Source organism: Chryseobacterium sp. 1B4, from assembly GCF_036631475.1.
In the GTDB taxonomy this organism is placed as follows: domain Bacteria; phylum Bacteroidota; class Bacteroidia; order Flavobacteriales; family Weeksellaceae; genus Chryseobacterium.
The window spans coordinates 93,723-112,851 of sequence record NZ_JAPNUF010000002.1; the positions used below are offsets into that span (position 1 = coordinate 93,723).

Consider the following 19,129-nt stretch of genomic DNA (forward strand, 5'->3'; position numbering starts at 1 on the left):
TTTTCATTTCTAATTATTTTTTTGCCCATTCAGGAAATGTTTCCCAACCCCTGGAGGAGATTTCTGGATACTATCAGGAATAGGAATATTTGGATAAATGTTAGAAAATGAATTATCTTCTAAAGAAAATTGTACCAAATATCTTGCTGGTATTTTTACTTCAGAATCTTGTGCATAAATGTTTGTAGTTTCATATTTTTTACCATTTACACTATAATTAAATCTAATTCTTTTATAGGATATTATTGGCCAATACATTTTTGTAGCATACCCAATTGTGTAATTACCAGCTTTAACAGGAGATTGTTTATTATATATATAAATAAATAAAGGAGAAACCATTATCATAATGATTAAATAGTTCCATTTTGATTTTCTTTCAAAAATATAATAATTTAGTTTAGCTAATAACCTATTTATCATTGTATCTTATTTTGAATAGTTGCTCTTGTATAATCAGGACCACTCGTATATATATGTGAAACAGCTGTCCCTATTGTTTGTCCTAAACCTGAAGTCTTTTGAGTTACAGCTTGTTGAAAAGCTGAAGAGCCAGTTATTTTATTTACCAATGTTCCTCCTGCAGCACTCATTGATGCTTGAATCATGTAAGTTCTAGCAGATACGCCACCTGTAAATACTGTTTTACTATCTGACATATTAATATTTACAGCAGTTGAAATAACTGCATTACCTACCGGGCTCATTCCTATCCCCGATAAAGCAGATTGTGTTAAATTTATATTCTGTACAGCCTCCATGAAGTTCCCACCATTAGTTGTAAAATTTGCTGCTGCCTGTACTGAAGCATCAGTAAGTGACTTAGCTGCAAAAGATCCTATAGTGATTTCTCCTGACAAAGCAAAACCTCCAGTTCCTCCTGTTGCTAGTGCTAATGGAACACCTATAAATAATGCCTTCTCAACACCTTCTAATTGCTTACATGCTGTACAATTATTAATGGCTGTTCCTAATCTTTCTCTATTAACATTAGTGAAATCCTCAGACCAGTTTCCATTTTCTTTTAAAGTTACTTCTGATCCTGAAATAGATGTATATGTATTATTCGTTTTTCCATCAGAATAACTATCATAGCCTGCTGCTGCTGCTTGTGATGCACTTTTTATCTTATCATCCCAGTGCCATGTTGTACTTCCATTTTCATCAGTTGTCCCTACCCAATCTTCTAATCTTCCATCAGGATCTATAAATCTGATTGGATTGTTATAGGCATATCTATATGGCGTCCATCTTCTGTCTTTCTCTGCCAGCGGATCCACCACACCCCATCGTCCTAAGTCAGGCATATAAAACCTTGCTCCATAATCATACATCCCTGTTTCCTGCAATTCTTTACCATTGTACTTGTAATTATACGGAACTCCTCCAAAAGGAACCGGTACAATAGTTCCGTTCTGGTGCTTTAACCCAAAGGATAATAGTTATTGGCATCAATAACCTCCAGTGCAGTACCATTATTCTTATAGCTCACTCTTATATTGCCTAAATGATCCGTGTAATTGTAAATATACTTATTTTCCGTAAAATCATAATACCCTTCTGAGGTAGGTACAAATTTCAATACCGGAACGGTGTAAAGAGAGGCTGACGTATCATAGGCATGTCTGTTATCATACTGGAAACCGTCTAGATAATTGGTTTCTATGGACCCGTTATTACTGTATGTTTTAGAGACTTTTGTTCCGTCTGCCCTGTAGGTGTAGCTGGTTGTAGAGCTATCCATTATCCCTGCATTAACTGCAATACTATTGGGCAGACTCAGGTAATTGTAACTGATCTTCATTTTTTTATCAGGATGATCCGTCATATTCCCATTAAGGTTATAGGCCATGGTTCCCTGCAAAGCATTATATCCTGAACTGTTGTTAATGACACCGGGAGGAAGGGTAATTTTGTCCAGGGTATTACTTTTGTCCCCATTCTGATAGTTGTAGACCAGATCATCAATCTTCTCTGCGATAGTTCCCCCGGAAACAGGCACTGAAAATCTTTTTAAGGTTTTAATATTTCCATTGAGATCATAAGTAAGCTCTTCATTAAAATAATTATTCTGGGCTACAGAAGAATTGGGCTCGGAATATACTCCTTTTAACATCCTGTTTAAAGGATCATACTGGTAATTGTATCTTTTCAATCCCTCTGCACTGGAAATATTCCAATCAATCTCAGCGATATTTCCATTAAATCTTCCTGGTGAGGTATTAGTATACACAGGATTGGTATACTTTATCTCATATCCAAATAACTTTCCGTTCAGGTTGGCAGGATCATTCATTTTGGTCATCCAGCCCCTGATATTATATTGGTAAACAATGGTCTGCAATGGAGATGCAGCAGCGGTTCCTCCTACTTTCTTGGATTCCAGCTGGGAAATTTCATTGTATTTATTCTGGGCAAGGTATTCCACAGGGTTGCTGCCAACCTGGTGGGTGTGGGTCAGAAGCCTGTTCTGGGAATCATAGGTGAATTTTTCTACGATAAGCTTTTCGGGATCTGCAGCAGCTCTCTTATGGTAAGTATTGGTTTGAAGGACTGCCCCGGCAAAATCAAGCTTATTGTTTACTACAGTATAGCCACCCAAATGGTTGTTGCTTCTGGAACCAATGTTTCTTCCTTTGGTATCATACCAGATAAAATTCTTCGTCCACTGATCATCTTCTATATTTTTAATATAGGAAGCGGTAAGCAGTCCTTTGGTAGTTTGTGCATTAGCCGGATTATCCGTAAGAAGAGGCTGGGCAAATACATTGGTAACTGCAGATGAACCCGGAGGATAAGTGTCATAATAATTAACGCTTAAAACCTGGGTAACATTGGTAGGAGTAGAAACCTTAGTATAATATACAGGCATACCGTTTAAAGTCAAACCAGCTGTAGCAGTTCTGGTTTCATACAAATTAACATTGATATTGGCACTGTTTTGCATTGACACCCTGCTGGAGGTACTGCTTGTTATTCCAGTATAAATGACTCTTCCAAACTGGTCATATTTAGTGAAAAGCCATTGTCCTTTTCCTTTAAGCTCGGTATCCTGGGTCAGGATAAGCCGGTCAGCTTTATTATATACCATATATTCCCAGCCCTTACCAGGAAGCTTTTTCTCCACTAAACGGCCTCTTCCGTCATAGCGGTACTGGTAGCAAAGAGCATTAAGCAGGTCGTCTGTCAGACTCTGATTAACAGCCTTGGGAGGAATAACAAAAGCCAGCTGGTCATATTCATTATATACATAATAGGTGTCTGCATATTCTGTATCAGAAATCATTTTCCTTACCAAAATAGTTTGGCCCTGTCCGTTTTTATACTCATAGGTCCTGTTCCCGTCTTCATCTGTGACCATATTCCTGTAGAGTTGATTGGCCTCACTATACGCAGATACCGTTAAAGTCGTTTTAGTGGCTCCGTTTTCCCATACCGTTGCAGGAACAAATTTGTAGACATCATTTCCTATATTGGCAGAATATTCAAACTTTACCGATTTTCCGTTCCAGTCATTTCCCACCGGTCTCTGTTCCAGGACCCGGTCTAAAGGTGAATTCTCCAGAACCTTCTCTGAATAGATTTTTTCATTACCATAAGTGGTGGGGTACACTCCCAATGGGCCGGAATAATAGTTTCCATTGCTGGTAGAAAGCTGGGGAACAGGCAGGTAATCTTTTACCTGTCTTCCGAACTGGTCATACTCGATATGAGTGACAACATCTCTTCCCAGAGGTGAAGCCTGTAAGTTGACAATCTGCTTAGGCCTTCCCAATCCATCTAAATACTGGACTGTTTCCGAGGATTTTGTAGGGGAAGTTCCGTTATAATCCAGATACGTTTTGGTCTGAATATAATTTTCATTGCTTGAAATGATTGAAAGCTGGGCATAGCTTATATTGGATAAGAGCAATGCTCCTATAGGTATTATGAGTTTTTTCATCAGTTTAGTTTTTATAGTTGTATTTCATTTCTTTCAGCACTTTGCCATTTACATCAATTACTTTTTCAAGTCGGTTAGCCGAATCATAACTATAGCTTTCGGTAATTCCTGATGGTGGTGTGATGCTTCTTACTCCTACTAAAGGGTCATAAGTATAAGTAGTGATCTGATAACCGGATAATGCGGTATTACTTCTGAAGGTATTCAATGCTGATAAGAAGGCTGTTTCATCATTGTTCACGCCTGCTGATGCATCTGTATTGGAAGCATTAACAATTTCTAAAATACCGGGAGATATTCCTGATAAACGTGCGTAAGTAATTCCTTCTATCTTAGCTATTGGCTGGGTTTGGTTATACCCCCAAACAATACAAACAGGAACTCCTTCTTTTGTAGTATACTGAAGCAAATTTCCTTTTTCATCATATTTATCATAAGTCAATTCAGTAGAAACAACATTTTGTAAATCGGTAGAATTTACCTGGTAAGGCACAGCCAATCCAGAAGTTTTTGTGTCTGCTTCAGCCTGATTGACAGGATATAAAGACTCTATCTTAGAAACCGTTATACCATTCTTTTGGGCTTCTGTCTCCAGTGGAATACCAATCATATTTTTAACTGTCAAATATTGATTGCTTTTTCTTTAGCATACTTATATTTTGAGATATAAGTCTCTGCTCCCGGCTCATTTTGAGTAACACTTATCGGATAATCTTCCTGATTATAAGTAGTGTTCGTTGTTTTAACCACAGAATTCTGAACTCCGTTTGTATAGAAATATTGTTTTTCTTCTTTTTGAACGGGTAGTGTTATTCCAAACTTTTCGAAACCTTTATAAGGGTTAGTGAGCATTACTCCAATGTGTAATTGATTATAAAGTGCTTGATAACTACTGAAACCAAAAAGTTCAGAAACCATATTCTTTTCATAATTGTCATAAAGCTTAATCGCATCATTTTTTTCAAATTCAGTTGTGGTATATTGCGTTGTAGTTTCTGAAATAATCTGACCTGCTGCATTGTAAACCTTTTCCGAAACTGGCTGTCCTCTTAAATAATCAAGATTAGGAATAGGGACAACAGGTGGCACCGTAGATAGAATTCCATCATTTGGGTAATCTATAGGAGATCTGAATGTATGAACTGTTTTACCTTTTCCATTGCCATCTTTATCTTTTTGTTCAACCGTTACATATTTATACCCCACATCAGAACCCTGTGTTTTCTGAACCGGTAGGATATTATAATCCGTGGTTACTTTAAAATTAGCGTTATAGGTAATTGTAGGATTATAAAACTTATTTCTATAGGAATAACTATCGTCAAAGCTTGTAATTGGTTCCGGGAAGACAAGAGAACCACTGCTTTTTTGCGGATCATTAATGTCTTTATAGTCATAAAAAAGTCCTTTAGCTGGTTCTGTAGAGGTCAGTGTATCGAAATATTTAATATTATTAATTCTGATACCTCCACCTTTTTTAGTCAGGAAGCTATTAAAATAGTGCTCTTTCGTATACGCTGTAAGATAATATGAGATAGGTACTTGAGTAATACCTTTACTTCCTGTTAAGGATAAATAGTAGGTTCCCGGTTGTAACGTAACTGTTTCATAGTCATATTCTGTAAGAGGTTCTCCGTTTGGTCCTAAGTTCTGATTCATGCACTGAGCGCCACTGTTGCTTATACAAGACTGCCAGCTTAAGCCAAAATCAGCAAGGGAAGGAGAGTAGGTGTTGTCTGCGTTTTTTTTATAAATATAAAAATGCCAATTGGAATAAATTAGATTTCCAAGATCAAGATGAAGCTTAACTTTTTGTGGAGTCTGAACGGTGAAAAATTCTTCTTTTATTGACGAACTAAATGTATTTAAATCATAGGATACAAAAGTATTATCGGTGTCAATCCATTCCCCTGTTACAGGTTCTGTTCCATTGATATAGCTGTAAATATTTTCTCCAAAATCAAATACTGCTTTTCCTTTTGTAGGATATGTTAAAGATTTTAAAACGTCTGTTCTGTACGCATCATTATCTCCTTTATAATATCCCCATTTATCTTTTTGAAGTATACCTGAATTGACATAATAATCTAAGTTATATTCCTGATTTTGTACATTAGGTGCTGTCTTGGTAACTTTTGCCAGCATCATTTTCTGCAATGTTTTCATTGCTCCATTTTCAGGTTGCCAATTTGTATTTGAATACCCATAATCCAACACATATTTATCTATGTATTGTTGTGTATTTTGCCCAATATAATTTGACTGAACAGATTTTAGTTTGTAGAGTTCAGTAGGCTCCATATAATTCGAATCCTGCCTTCCTTTTTCATAATTTAAATAAATTGATCCTTTTCCTAAGACATCAATGCTTGTTAACAACTTGGTATTGGTTGTATTATAAACATACTGCGTTTCAAAAGCTCCAGGCATACTCCCATCGGAGATTTCAGTACTTCCACTGGTATTGGAATATTGCACATTGCCAGCAAGTCGCTTAATTGTCGTCGAAGGTTCTTCAAATTTAACAACAGAATTAAGGCCGTAATTGAAAGTGGCAAGAAGATTATTATTCTGATCTTTGATATTTGTTAAGTTAAATGCAGCCCAATAATCTGCAATGTCCATACTTGGGTTAGGGTTACCTATTCCGCTTATAATACCTATTTTTACACTTGTAATAGATTTTTGAGACTTTTCCATCCCTTCAAAAGTGTATCTGATTCCTTTATCATCAACAATAGTAAAACTGGTAATTTCAGCCGGAGCAATATTATTAATGATGATCTGTAAATTATTTTTGTCTAATTTTTCAGGTTTATAATTCCCATTGTCATCTTTTATAATATAAAATCTTCCTGATTGCCCCATAAAATTGTATTGATACAGATCGTATTCTGTATCATATTTTCCCATGGCTGCTTCAAAGCTGTAATCATTAAGATCAATTGTTTGATCTTTTATCAATTTTGAAGTTGGATTATAAATTTCATTATAAATACCATATTTTGTTTTTGGAGGAGAAGAGAATAAAATAGTTCTATTTTTTTCATCAGGATTCCCTCCCTAACTGTTCTGGAAATTGTTCCTCCTGCAATAAGGCTCCAACCTAATCCTGTTTCACTTGCTTTGTCTTCTGGTTTAGCATTTAAAGGGTGGTATTTTAATTGTACAGCCATCACAACTTTAGGATTGCTTGTTGGGATACTGACCAAGGGAATATTAATATCAGGAATTCCTGTGTAATAACTTACAGGAACTTCTTCAAATTTCATTAAATTGTTGGAAGTCGGTGCGGAAGGAAACATTTGGTTGATATCGCCAACATAACTTTTGGGGTCATTTCCACCTACCCCAGATTGCGCAAGAAGTGTATTGTGTAATGAAGCTAGTAATAAAATTACAGCAATTGTATTTTTCTTCATGGAATTAGTTTTTATTTTTTTATCAGTTTGGCATTTGCTGTTTTATTATTATCCGTTTTTATGGTCACCAGATATGCTCCCTGAACCAAAGCCTGGGTATTAATTTTAGTCACTTTATTCTTCGTTTTAATACTCTGAAGCTGTCTTCCACTCATATCATACAACAGAATATCTGCATCCTTAAAATCAAAACCGATTTCTATGTAAGCATAGTCTGAAACAGGGTTTGGATAGATTTTGATATCGTATTTTTCAATTAACTGATCAACCTGTTTGTCTCCCAGTTTTACAATCTTCCAGTTTTCTTTCCCCAGCTCTTCTGCACTGGTTCCGGCCAGAACAATAGAACCGTCCCTGTTGAGTTTTAAATCAGATAGCCTCTCTGCTTTCTTCCTTGATTCTCCTTTGACGTGTTTTCTCCACTGCTCATTGCCATTCTGATCCAGATACAGCATCCAGAAGGTTTCATCATCCGTTTCTATTCTTCCTTCCGCCTGGGTATAACCTCCCAGCAGAATGCCTTTAGAACTCCCGTTTCCGTCTTCCTGCTTCCCGTTTATTACACTCATTCCCATCAGGATATCCCGGTTACCCAAATTGTAAGATTTCTGCCACTGCTCTTCGCCTCTTTCATCTAAAGAAATCAGCCAGAGGTCCGTTCCTTCTTCAATCCCTACGGTTTTATTGCCCGATCTTTCCGATCTGGATTCCCCGCCAATGATAAAGCCGGTTGAAGTTAAAGCAAGGGTTCTGATATGATCATCACCTTTTCCTCCGAAATTCTTTTCCCATTCTACTTTTCCGTTTTTGTCAAGCTTTACGATCCAGTAATCGCCTTCACCGAAATTGTCGCTTTGTTTTTGTACCGTTGTCAGATGTCGGGTGTCGGATGTATTTTGAGGACTTTGTACATTATACATTTTACTTTGTACAGCTGAACTTCTTGAATACATTCCGAGTAATGCTCCTCCGTCTTTGGTTGGAATCATTTTCTCTACTTCATCCAAACCTTTTCCCCCTAAAATTACCTGTGAGAGTTCTTTTCCGTCTTTGTCCAGTTTTGTGATCAGAATATCTTTGGAACCATAACCTTTTGAAGAGCCCTGTACATTTCCCGCAACAAAGAATCCTAAATCTGTAGTCTGGATAACTGCCCTGGCTTCTTCATCGGAAGAACTTCCCAATGTTTTCTGCCATAATTCATCTCCAAATTCATTGATTCTGACCAGCCAGATATCTGATCCTCCTTTGGAATCCTCTTTTTTATCCAACCCTTTTCCTGAATAGCTGGTACCAGCCAGAAGAAATCCTCCGTCCTGTGTGGTAACCGTTGAAGACAGATAATCATGGTTTGATCCTGAGAAATATTTTTCCCAGACCTCTTCACCCTGCTGGTTCAGTTTGATAAGGTGAAAATCGTAACCGTTGTTCTGCTTACTTCCAGCCTCCGGCTTTCCGCTTCCTGACTGTATGGAACTTCCTGTGATAAGATACTGCTGATCAATGGTAGTGGTAACCTGACTTAGAAAATCCTGGGTAGAGGATTGGATATCTTTCTGCCATACCACTTCCTGGGCAGATACGCCCAGAACCATGCACAAAGTAAGTGCACTGAGATAAAACTTTCTCATTTTAATGTTTTTTGAGTTAGTAATTAGCTTTTTAAAACTTTGCGAATTTAGCACTTTTTAAGATGCAAAAATCACATTAATGCGATTTAATGTAAAACCTGCTGTTAAATATTTAATTTCATTGTTTATATTGGCTTTGTTTTATTCCGAAGCAAAAATATATACACGAAACGACAAAACTTGTCGCGTTATTTTAATTAAGTATCCTTGACTAAATTGTTATTGCTTCTTTCAAAGTCAGAGTTCCGAAATTTTCTCAAACAATTCAGGGTAGCTGGTGACTAATCCTGTTTCATCTACCGAAATTTCTGCTTTAAAATCGGTTTCAATATTTTCATACAGGTATTTATTAGCTGCCGTGCGGGTGTATTGCTGCTGTACAGGTCTGATATGATGGTTTAAAACATCAATATAAATCACGTCAATTTTCAGAGAACTATTCTCTGGAAGTCTTAAATTATTAATCGGAAGCGTATTGGTAAATGGTGTCAGAGAAATGTCTATAAACTTAAAATGATTGAATTCGGGGTGCTGGACATTGTTGATATCCCATTGATTCTGATTTCTTTTTCCTGAAAATATTCTTTTAGCTGTATTGATTTCTGATTCAATTATAAAATCCTGGACAGTCCAGTCTTTATCAATAAGAATTTTATAATTCAGTGCATATATTTTATCCTCGTGGCAGCCAATGATTTTCGATTCTGCAGTATACCCTTTATCGTCTGATTGTAGATTAAAATATTCAAGGGATTGATAAAAGATTCCTTGCCAGATTAATGTCTTCATATCATATTGTTTTTAATGTTGTGGCTTTTTGAATGGATTTTTAATGTCAGCGGGATACCCTTCGTTTCCGGATTCTGCTTAATGTTTCTCTTGCAACTCCCAGAAATGAAGCCAGCTGAGTGAGAGATATACGCTGAATCATATGAGGATAGCGGGTTTCCAGATATTCGAGTCTTTCCTGTGCTGTATAAAGCTTGAACAAATCGGAAAATTCTTCCTGCCTGGAAGCAAACTGACGAATACAATGCCGTCCTAATGTCTCAATTTCGGGGATTTTAGCAGCAGCTTCAAACAATCTTTTTTTATCAAAAATAATGGCATGAAGTTCTTCACAGGCAATAATGTTAAACTCCGATTTTTGCCCGTTTCCAAAGCTGCTGATATTGGTAGCGATTTCATTCTCAAAGAAAAATCCGGTATTTCTAACATCTCCTTGTATTTCATAATAACTTTTGCAATATCCTTTATCAATGTAAAACAGAGAGTTACAGCTCTCTCCTTCCTGTAACATCAGTTCATTTTTTCTGTAAGTTCTTTCCGATAAAGCAGGCAGAAGCATTTTCCAGCTTTCATCGGAAAATGGTGTGAGTGAACTGATATAGTTCAGAAGATTTTGCATGATATCAGAGCGATATTTTTGCAAAAATAATAAAATTGAAGAAGGCTGTTTGTACAAGATTAAGTTTAGAAACGGGTTATATAAGATTGTTAAAAAATACCTTTATTTTGGTATAGGGTCAGCGATATAAAGATTCTTTTATCGATTTTCAGAATATTGGTATCTTTCGTGTACCAATCTACAAATTTCTCATATTCTGCTTTATTATTAATGAGCCAGCTTTTAAAAGCTTCTTGATCTCCTATCTGAAACAGATAATAATTATAAGCATTAAATAGATTGTTGTCATCCATTATTTTTTGATAGTTTAATAAAACATTTGACGGATTGTTCTTGTGTTTCAAATATTCCTTCAACGCCTTTTTTCTGATGTCTGACAGGGTTTCTAAATTGATTTCTTTTTTATCGACAGTAGCGAGTGCAAAATATCCGCTGTAAAGAAGACAGAAAGGAAGAGGATCAGTAGGTTTACTGTCTTTTTTAATAGTAATAAAGGCCTGGCAAAAATCAACTGTTGTACTTTTATCTTTGAATTTTACTGCTTTTTTATATCCGTCATATAAAAGTTGACTCATTTCCTGGCTTCTGGAAGTGGTACGTTCCAGATTTAAGAATATTTCACCATAAACGAGACCGTATAGCATATTATTAGAATTTAAAAATAATTTGGCTACTCTGTAATAGTTTGATGGATATGATGGTTGTGCCTTTATCCCTCTTTCGTAGTTTTCAATGGCCTGGGTTATTTTTTTGAAGTTCAAGGACAACTCCTTTCTCAAGATAGAGTTTTCCGGAAGACGGAAATTTTTTAATCCTTCATCATAAGTTTTTATAGCTTGTTCCGGGTTATCAGCATAATCATAGGCATTGCCAAGAAGGGCATAATAGTAGTCATCTATATTTGGATAATCTTTGATTTTTTCTAACAGTAATATGGCACTTTTATAGTCTTCTTTTCGAATATAGGCAAGTGCTATTTCATATGGATAGGTATAATCTTGTGGATCTTTTTTTCACATTCTCTAAGGATAGCGATTCCATCATCATATTTTTCTTCATCAATAAGTTTGACAGCATCATGAACTTCTACACATTTGAATGTCTTTTTCTGCGCATACATGAATGAAAAGGCAGTGAGTGCAGCTATAAAATAAGTTTGTCGTAACATGAGCTTTTTGATATTAGTCTTACTGCAAATATGCATTTTTTTAACAAAAAAGAGCGGTAAAAACCGCCCTCAACAAAATTTTATCTAACAAGTATACTTTACATATAAACACATCCGCATCCTGTTTCCCATTCCTGGCAAAGACGCATCGGTTCATGACAGCCCGGATTACCGCCGCCACCGCCGGAAACTCTGTAGCAGGTACCATCGCTGCAATAGTAGGAGCCTATTGTGGGAGGACAGTTGCCATCGATATCACATATAGCATATGGAGTGTCTCCACCGCTGATCAGGACAAGCTGATTTCTCTTTAATTTTTTCAGATTTTTCATAGTAATCATTTTTAATTTGTTGATAACTAATGTATAAATTTTTTAACACACCGGCAAGTGTTTTAATTGAAAGCGACTAAAGATTGTATGATAACGATCTTTCTATTCCAGATCTAAAGTCATAAAAAGAGCAATTTCCTCCGTATTTTCATAGAGTCTGGTGTTCAGCCCGGTAATATTGAATCCCATTCTTCTGTAAAACTGAATGGCAGGGTAGTTGGTATTCTGTGTTTCCAGCTCCATAACTCTGCAGTTTAGCTTTCTTGCCTCTTTAATGGCATTTTTAATCAGCATAACTCCGATTCCTTCCCGCCTGTGTTTTTCATCGATCAGAATATTTTCAATATAAAAACTGTTGTTCCACGTTCTTTGCTCACAGATGATCCAGCCTGTCAGTTCTTCATTAATAAAAGCACCGAAAGAATTTCCCTGTTCAATGATGGTGTTCAGGTCTGCAAGGTCTTTATTGGCGGTATCCCAGGTTTTGGTATAAGGCAAGGACTTTTCTTTTAAAATAAACTCAAAAGAACCTCCATATTCAATAGAAGAGACTGAGTATATTGTGTCTGTTATATAGCCGTTATGCCCCCAATTCAAAACAGGGTTGGAAGCTAATTTTTGTAATTTTCTTATTTCCACATCAGATGTTTTAAGTTTATTGGATTTCAGTACAGATTTCCACAAGATAATTGTTGGGATCTTTGATGTAAGCCGTTTTTTGGCCCCATGGCTTTACAGCAATATCTTCATAAAGAACAGCCCCGTTTTTTATTGCTTTTTCTACCAAAGCTTCTACATTGTCAGTAGTAAATCCTAATTCCATTCCGAAGGGCTTGTCTTCTGTTTTTGCGGTTAAAAATCCTTTTTTGATATTGGAACCTGCAAGGCTGACAGACGCGAAGGAAAGAGTAGTTTCACCGGTCAGAAGTTCTCCATAATCTTTTTCAGGGGTGATGAACTTTATTTCAGAACCGAAAGTATTTTTGTAAAAATTCATGGACTGCTCTACATCTTCAACATAAAGAATGACATATTTGAATTTGATCATATAAGTGAATAAAATGGGTTTATTTTTTATTGATAATATATTCTTCATCCACCATCAGTTCTGCATGAGGCCCTTGTAAAGGATATTCTTTGAAGCTTCCGAAATGGCCGAAGTGAAGAGGGTATTTTTGAGTAAGGCGGCGTACTTTACTTCCGAAAGAATTGATATCAACCTTTTGAAAAGTATCTTTTTTCTGTCTGCCATTGGTGAAAAAGAGCATCAGATTACAATGATCTTTAAAATCATAATCATTATAGTAAAATACATGGAGGTTTTCTTCCCTGCATATCTGCACAAAATCATTAATAAGATCCTGCTTATACTGCAAAGGCAGATTACAGTCAATTCTGGCAGCATAATTTTCTGCATTGCTTTTTTGAAATCCGAACCAACCATCTGGATAAAACGGTGTTCTATATTTCTGAATTTTTCTCTTTCAGGGGGTAGCTTTTACTGGATTGAATGGTAAAAGAAACTCCGGAATCTAATAATACAGCATTTTCCCGGATCAATAATTCTTCAATTTCTAATGCAAACTGAAAATGAAAATCAAAAAGCATATGGTCACCAATATTGATGATCAGTTGATTTCCATCGATATTCAGGTGCAAATAAGTTTCTTTGAAACCAGCTTTCAGTTCTTCGAGTTTCAGGATAAGATCATCTGTATTTTTAACCCGGACCTTTGCTGCCAGTTCGGCTGGGTTATCGGCGTGTCCGCCATACCCGGGATGAAATTTGAAAAACCGGAAGTAATATAAATTTTCTGGAAATCCGAAATACCAGTATACGCCTAAAATCATTGGTTATTAAAAGTTTAAAAATTTAAAAACTGTATAAATCTTGATAATCTGGAGTTGAATTCAATTTTTTCATAATCTTTATCAGGATTATATATTTTAATTTCAACCTTATTTCTGTCTTTGATTGCAAGCCCGGAATGAGTTTCAAGATTTGAATTAATTCGTTCCAGTAGTCCCAATTGGAGCATTACATCTAATATTTTTTTCCATCCGCAAAATCTTCGTAAATAGCAACGGGAAGAGGCTGGTAGTCAGGAGTAGATTTAATATAAAGAGAAAAAATAGGGATCAAGGTCTCCGAACTCCATTCCAAACATAAATGGAACTTCAATTTCCTGCTTTGTAATTACATTTTGAAAATAACAATGATAACCATGAAGGAAATATCTCCATTTTTCTACTTTTCCACTCTGAGTTCTTCTACTTCGACCTTTGAAATAATTAAAAGCAAGAAAAGGGAAATCTTTGTTTAGCTTTATTTTCTTCTTTTCAAAAAATAAACAGACCAGTTCTTCGCCAAGTTTTCTGTAATCTTTGGCACACTGTACAAAAAACAATTGGTTGGCGATTATCTCTTCTTTTGTAATCAGTCTCTTTATTTCAATTTTAGGCTCAATTGAATGAATAGCAATTTGAAAATGAGGGAGATCTTTTGTTAATTGTTCACCATAATCTTCTCTGATATAGCTGATAGGATGATCAAAAACTATTCTAATTATTTTTTGTCGTGGAATATTTCTGAGGTAATCAATACAAGGAAGTTCTTGTATTGATTTAGCAGTTATTACATGAGTGGTTCTTTCCAAAGCATTAAATCAATGATTAGTTCAAAATTAAATAAAATTTCACACTCCAAAACTTTCAAAACCCTTAAATTTGTGGTCAATAAAAATTTTACTTGGATGCTTAGGAACATTTCAATTGCGGCAGCTACTTTATTGTCCGTAGTTACAATCAATGCGCAGAAGAACAGAAATACTCAATTGGAAAGACCCAAATTAGTCGTAGGTCTGGTGGTAGATCAGATGCGTTGGGACTATCTGTACCGTTTTTATGGTAAATACGGAAATGATGGTTTCAAAAGACTTTTGAATACAGGATACTCTTTGAATAATGTACATATTCCTTATGTACCTACCATTACGGCATTAGGACATACATGTATCTACACAGGCTCTGTACCGGCTATTCATGGGATTGCCGGAAATGACTGGACGGATAAGGAAACAGGAAAAGGAGTTTACTGTACTGCGGATGAGAGCGTTCAGCCGGTTGGAACTACCAATGCAAAAACCGGAAGCCACTCTCCGAAAAACCTTTGGTCTACTACGGTAACTGACGAATTGAGACTGGCTACCAACTTTCAGGGAAAAGTAGTGGGGGTTTCTTTGAAAGACCGTGCTTCTATTCTTCCTGCAGGTCATACTCCAAACGGTGCCTTCTGGTTTGATGACAGCACAGGAAATTTCATTACGAGTACATGGTACATGAATGATCTTCCTCAATGGGTAAAATCATTCAACGCGCAGAATCTTCCTGAAAAATTAGTGGCAAATGGCTGGAATACTTTACTTCCAATCAATGAATATACGGAAAGCTCACCTGACAATTCACCTTGGGAAGGTCTGCTGGGAAGTGCGAAAACACCTACTTTCCCATACAGCAATTTAGCAAAAGATTATCAGGTTAAAAAAGATAATATCCGTTATACCCCTTTCGGAAATACGTTGACATTAAAGTTGGCTGAAGCGTCAGTAGAAGGTGAAAAACTAGGTGGAGATAATATTACAGATTTTTTAGCCATCAACCTTGCGTCTACGGATTATGCAGGACATAAATTCGGACCGAATTCTATTGAGGTGGAAGATGTTTATATCAGATTAGACCAGGATCTGGCAGAATTTTTCAAATATCTTGATTCCAAAGTAGGAAAAGGAGAGTATACGGTTTTCCTTTCTGCTGACCACGGAGGAGCGCATTCTGTAGGATTCCTTAAAGAACATAAAATCCCGACAGGATTCTTCGGAGAAGATGCAGAAAAGAACCTGAACCAGAAGCTGAAAGAAAAATTCGGGGCTGATAAACTGATCAGCGCTATTGATAACTACCAGATTTATTTTGACAGAAAAGTATTGGCTGACAGCAAGCTTGAACTGGATGATGTAAGAAACTTTGCAGTGAAAGAAATTGAGAAGGATCCTACAGTTTTATATGCTGTTTCCGTAGATAAAGTTCAGGAATCCAGTATTCCGGAGCCGATCAAACAGAGAATTATCAACGGAATCAACAGACAGAGAAGCGGAGACATCCAGCTGATCTCCCATGATTCTATGCTTCCTCCATATTCAAAAACAGGAACTACACACAGTGTATGGAATTCTTACGACTCACATATCCCATTGATCTTTATGGGGTGGGGAGTGAAGCAAGGAGAAAGCAATAAGGAATATCACATGACAGATATTGCCCCTACGGTATCTTCATTACTGAAAATTCAGTTCCCAAGCGGAAATGTAGGGAACCCGATTACTGAAGTTATGGGTAAATAAAGTTGAAAATTATATAAAATAAAAGCCGTTCCAGTGTTGGAACGGTTTTTTATTTTGGTTATGATGCTCTTATCATTTGCTGAATTTCTTTCTGAAATTCTTTATTTTGTCTTCTGACCTTTACAATAAAATACAGGAGTACAGCCATTATAATACCTCCCAAAGTAACAGAAGCTGTTATTATGGAATTATGATAAGATTTCAGCTTTTCGCTTTCTAAATAGGTTTCCCTATTATGATTATCAATAATCTGATTAATGGATCTCAGTTCGTTCTGCTTTCTCCTGAAACGCATTTCCAGGTATTTTTTGTTATACTGCTGATAGAAATTCTGTTCTCCCAGAGCAAGATAATTATCAGCTAATTCTTTGTAGATGCCTTCGTTCAAAATAATATCTCCTGTATTTTTACACAGGTTTTCTGCTTTTAGCAAAAGATTGATTGCTGATTGATTTTCATGTTTTTGCCTGTAGATTTCAGCAATTCCTTTCAAGGCAAATGCTTCCAGACTTTTAGCATGATTTTTCCGGGCATAATCCAAAGACTGAACAAAAGCTTCTTGTGCCTTATCAATTTGATTGAGATTAAGATAGCAGTATCCAATGTTATAGTATACCACACTCATATTAGCGTAGGTGGTTTTCCCGGAAGATACTTTTTCAAAATTCTGTATCGAAATTAGAAACTTTTCCAGGGCAATTTCTGAATTAGACTGACTCTTGTAAATCATTCCCTTTATAGCATAACTTCTTGCGTTTTCAATATATTTGAAAGGAGTTTCCGGTATTCTGGCCAGATACTGATCGGCTTCATTCAAAGTTTCTAAACTCTTATTGAATAGTTCCATCTGCTGATATTGAATGGCAACAGAAATAAGAACGCTTGCCTGGCTTTTGAAATCATTGGTTTTCTGCGAGAGTTCCTTAGCTTTTAAAATATACTTTAAAGATTCCTCGAAGTTTCTTTTGGCAATATTCGCTGTGGAAAGCAGCATGTAAATATCAATGGATGTACTGATATCCGGATTTTTCCTTAATAATTGTTCTCCGGTTTTAATGGTATAATCGGGGTTGTCATAAATTTCAAGCCGGGCTTTTCTTATTAATTCACGGTCCGGTATTTTCTGAGCTTTTATAACGATACAAAAAGACAGAAGGATTGAGGTTATTATTTTAAAAAAGAGTTTCATACAGTTTTACTTTTACTGATTTCCTGAATATATGTATTGGGAGACATTCCGGTGACAGACTTAAAGACCGTAGTAAAGGCACTGTGTGATGAAAACCCTGAATACTCTGCAAGATAGCTCACTTTATAATTGAGAAAAGTAGAATCATTCTTTAATAATTGTACAATATGATTGATTCTTAGTTTGTTGATATAGCCGTTAAAATTTTTCTCCTTGTTATTAATAACTTCTGAAAGGTATTTCGTGTTAACCTCCATTTGAGAGGAAAGCATGGATAACGACATGTTTTTATTCAGATAATGACCGGATTTTTCGAATTCTTCAAGTTTGCGAAGAATCTCATCTTCTTTTTCCCTTGATATTTTGGTAGAACCGGAATCTTTTGCTGTTGAAGTAGCCTTCTCTGGAATGGCAGATTGGGACTTGCGACTGATCTGTTTTTCAAAGAAATCAAATTGTTTTTTTAAGTCTTTACCTTTACTTTTAATACTTAAAAAATAAGCGAATAGTCCCAAGATTATCAAAGACAAAATGAGTGCTAACGACCAGAAGGATTTAACAAACATCAGCTTTTGAAATTCAATATTTTTATTCTGACTGGTTTCCACAAGTTTTACAAGATACCGTATTCCTTCCCTGGAACTGGCATCTGTTTTTGTCTTTAGATCATTGCAGAGTTTATTGTACCGGTGGTACTTTGTATCATCATGAAGTGCATAATAGCTGCGGGATAATGACTCATAGATTTTAATTTTTAAATTATTGAAAGGCAGATTTTCAATCAGTGAAAGTCCGGCTTCCAGCTTTTCAACAGACGCTCTGTAATCCTGCTTCAGAAAATAATATTGAGATAGGTTTTCATAGGCAAGACCTAAGAGAAATGGCTGGTTTTTCTGATGCTCAAGATCATCAATAATACTTTTTATAAGAGGTTGATATTCGATAAGTTTATTTTGTTTCAGCAGATAGGAAGAACGGAAAATCCTGTTTTCCAGTTTTAATATTTTATTTTCTTCATTCTGACCGCTGAGGTATTGATTGCTTTTGTCCAGATTTTGCAGCGCTGTGGAATAATCCCGGTTGATCCCTGAGTTCAAAGCCTGAAGCTGATATAGTTTTGCGGTAGTAACTCTTAGAGCCACATCGTTACTTTTAAGAAGTTTCTGATCAGACAGGAGATAACTGATAATTCTCTTAGACTGATTGTATAAACCCAGATTCTGATACTGATCAGCAAGGTTATAATCACCGAAGATCTGCATAAAATAAGAAAGATTATTGTGCAGGTCAGGATCTTCTTTTTGAGCAAAAATATTTACAGATTGTACATAATCACCTTTCATAGCAAAAGCCTGGGAAATAATATTCTGAAGGATCATTTTGTGTTCTGTATTCTGATCACTGACAAGAATTCCCTGAGTATAGCTGATACATTCGTCAGAATTCTGATAGAGTTTCAGAAATGCCTTATCTGCCAGGATAGTAAAGTCAGGACCGGATTGTGCATTGGTGATAATGGAAAAGCCAATGAAAATAACAAGGAGAATTTCTTTGCTATGATCAAATAATTTTTGAATGAATACTGGGTTGTTTGTGTTTTTTTGAATAATTCGGGTAAAATCCATATTCAAAATAT

20 protein-coding genes are annotated in these 19,129 nt (G+C 36.0%); 1 reads left to right on the top strand and 19 read right to left on the bottom strand.

Annotated elements, in window-relative coordinates:
- Positions 1-9: 9 nt before the first annotated feature.
- From OWR28_RS01440 to OWR28_RS01520, 17 genes are all read right to left on the bottom strand, one after another.
- The gene (locus tag OWR28_RS01440; RefSeq protein WP_332385171.1) at positions 10-423 is read right to left on the bottom strand and encodes a hypothetical protein; all 414 of its coding nucleotides are present in this window, start codon (positions 421-423) and stop codon (positions 10-12) included.
- Entirely contained in the window at positions 420-1,349 is a 930-nt protein-coding gene (locus OWR28_RS01445; protein WP_332385172.1) for an RHS repeat-associated core domain-containing protein, read from the bottom strand. Before OWR28_RS01445 ends, OWR28_RS01440 begins: the two co-directional genes overlap by 4 nt.
- Positions 1,350-1,423: 74 nt before the next feature.
- Positions 1,424-3,943: a DUF6443 domain-containing protein gene (locus tag OWR28_RS01450; protein WP_332385173.1), complete on the bottom strand. Its 2,520-nt coding sequence runs from the start codon at positions 3,941-3,943 to the stop codon at positions 1,424-1,426.
- Between the two features lie 4 nt (positions 3,944-3,947).
- Positions 3,948-4,553: an RHS repeat domain-containing protein gene (locus OWR28_RS01455; RefSeq protein WP_332385174.1), complete on the bottom strand. Its 606-nt coding sequence runs from the start codon at positions 4,551-4,553 to the stop codon at positions 3,948-3,950.
- An 11-nt stretch (positions 4,554-4,564) separates the two neighbouring features.
- Positions 4,565-6,907: a hypothetical protein gene (locus OWR28_RS01460; RefSeq protein ID WP_332385175.1), complete on the bottom strand. Its 2,343-nt coding sequence runs from the start codon at positions 6,905-6,907 to the stop codon at positions 4,565-4,567.
- Positions 6,904-7,365 carry a hypothetical protein gene (locus OWR28_RS01465; protein ID WP_332385176.1) on the bottom strand — a complete coding sequence of 154 codons (462 nt, stop codon included), beginning with the start codon at positions 7,363-7,365 and terminating at the stop codon, positions 6,904-6,906. The genes OWR28_RS01460 and OWR28_RS01465 overlap by 4 nt, the downstream gene beginning before the upstream one ends.
- Positions 7,366-7,376: 11 nt before the next feature.
- Positions 7,377-8,996: a T9SS type A sorting domain-containing protein gene (locus OWR28_RS01470; protein ID WP_332385177.1), complete on the bottom strand. Its 1,620-nt coding sequence runs from the start codon at positions 8,994-8,996 to the stop codon at positions 7,377-7,379.
- 237 nt (positions 8,997-9,233) lie between these two features.
- Complete coding sequence (locus OWR28_RS01475) at positions 9,234-9,785, bottom strand: putative glycolipid-binding domain-containing protein (protein ID WP_332385178.1); 552 nt, start codon at positions 9,783-9,785, stop codon at positions 9,234-9,236.
- 46 nt (positions 9,786-9,831) lie between these two features.
- Complete coding sequence (locus OWR28_RS01480; protein ID WP_332385179.1) at positions 9,832-10,404, bottom strand: Crp/Fnr family transcriptional regulator; 573 nt, start codon at positions 10,402-10,404, stop codon at positions 9,832-9,834.
- A gap of 89 nt (positions 10,405-10,493) precedes the next feature.
- Positions 10,494-11,165 (bottom strand): hypothetical protein, encoded by a 672-nt coding sequence (locus OWR28_RS01485; RefSeq protein WP_332385180.1) that lies wholly within the window; start codon positions 11,163-11,165, stop codon positions 10,494-10,496.
- A 212-nt stretch (positions 11,166-11,377) separates the two neighbouring features.
- Positions 11,378-11,572, bottom strand: coding sequence for a hypothetical protein (locus OWR28_RS01490; protein ID WP_332385181.1), 195 nt, complete (start codon positions 11,570-11,572; stop codon positions 11,378-11,380).
- A 98-nt stretch (positions 11,573-11,670) separates the two neighbouring features.
- Positions 11,671-11,904 (bottom strand): hypothetical protein, encoded by a 234-nt coding sequence (locus OWR28_RS01495; protein ID WP_332385182.1) that lies wholly within the window; start codon positions 11,902-11,904, stop codon positions 11,671-11,673.
- Positions 11,905-12,006: 102 nt separating this feature from the next.
- A complete protein-coding gene (locus OWR28_RS01500) occupies positions 12,007-12,543 on the bottom strand; it encodes a GNAT family N-acetyltransferase (protein ID WP_332385183.1) in 537 nt (178 codons plus the stop codon).
- Between the two features lie 16 nt (positions 12,544-12,559).
- Entirely contained in the window at positions 12,560-13,000 is a 441-nt protein-coding gene (locus OWR28_RS01505) for a VOC family protein (RefSeq protein ID WP_332385184.1), read from the bottom strand.
- A complete protein-coding gene (locus OWR28_RS01510) occupies positions 12,972-13,280 on the bottom strand; it encodes a hypothetical protein (protein ID WP_332385185.1) in 309 nt (102 codons plus the stop codon). Before OWR28_RS01510 ends, OWR28_RS01505 begins: the two co-directional genes overlap by 29 nt.
- 85 nt (positions 13,281-13,365) lie before the next feature.
- A complete protein-coding gene (locus OWR28_RS01515) occupies positions 13,366-13,755 on the bottom strand; it encodes a hypothetical protein (protein WP_332385186.1) in 390 nt (129 codons plus the stop codon).
- Positions 13,756-14,018: 263 nt separating this feature from the next.
- Complete coding sequence (locus OWR28_RS01520; protein WP_332385187.1) at positions 14,019-14,561, bottom strand: DUF6896 domain-containing protein; 543 nt, start codon at positions 14,559-14,561, stop codon at positions 14,019-14,021.
- 96 nt (positions 14,562-14,657) lie between these two features.
- On the opposite strand from OWR28_RS01520, the gene pafA reads away from it, so the two are divergent.
- Positions 14,658-16,304, top strand: a complete 1,647-nt coding sequence (gene pafA, locus OWR28_RS01525) for an alkaline phosphatase PafA (protein ID WP_332385188.1) — start codon at positions 14,658-14,660, stop codon at positions 16,302-16,304.
- Positions 16,305-16,362: 58 nt separating this feature from the next.
- Here pafA and OWR28_RS01530 read toward each other — a convergent pair whose 3' ends face one another.
- Both OWR28_RS01530 and OWR28_RS01535 read right to left on the bottom strand, forming a co-directional pair.
- Positions 16,363-17,493 carry a tetratricopeptide repeat protein gene (locus tag OWR28_RS01530; RefSeq protein WP_332385189.1) on the bottom strand — a complete coding sequence of 377 codons (1,131 nt, stop codon included), beginning with the start codon at positions 17,491-17,493 and terminating at the stop codon, positions 16,363-16,365.
- Positions 17,490-19,118, bottom strand: coding sequence for an AraC family transcriptional regulator (locus OWR28_RS01535; protein ID WP_332385190.1), 1,629 nt, complete (start codon positions 19,116-19,118; stop codon positions 17,490-17,492). The genes OWR28_RS01530 and OWR28_RS01535 overlap by 4 nt, the downstream gene beginning before the upstream one ends.
- Positions 19,119-19,129 lie beyond the last annotated feature (11 nt).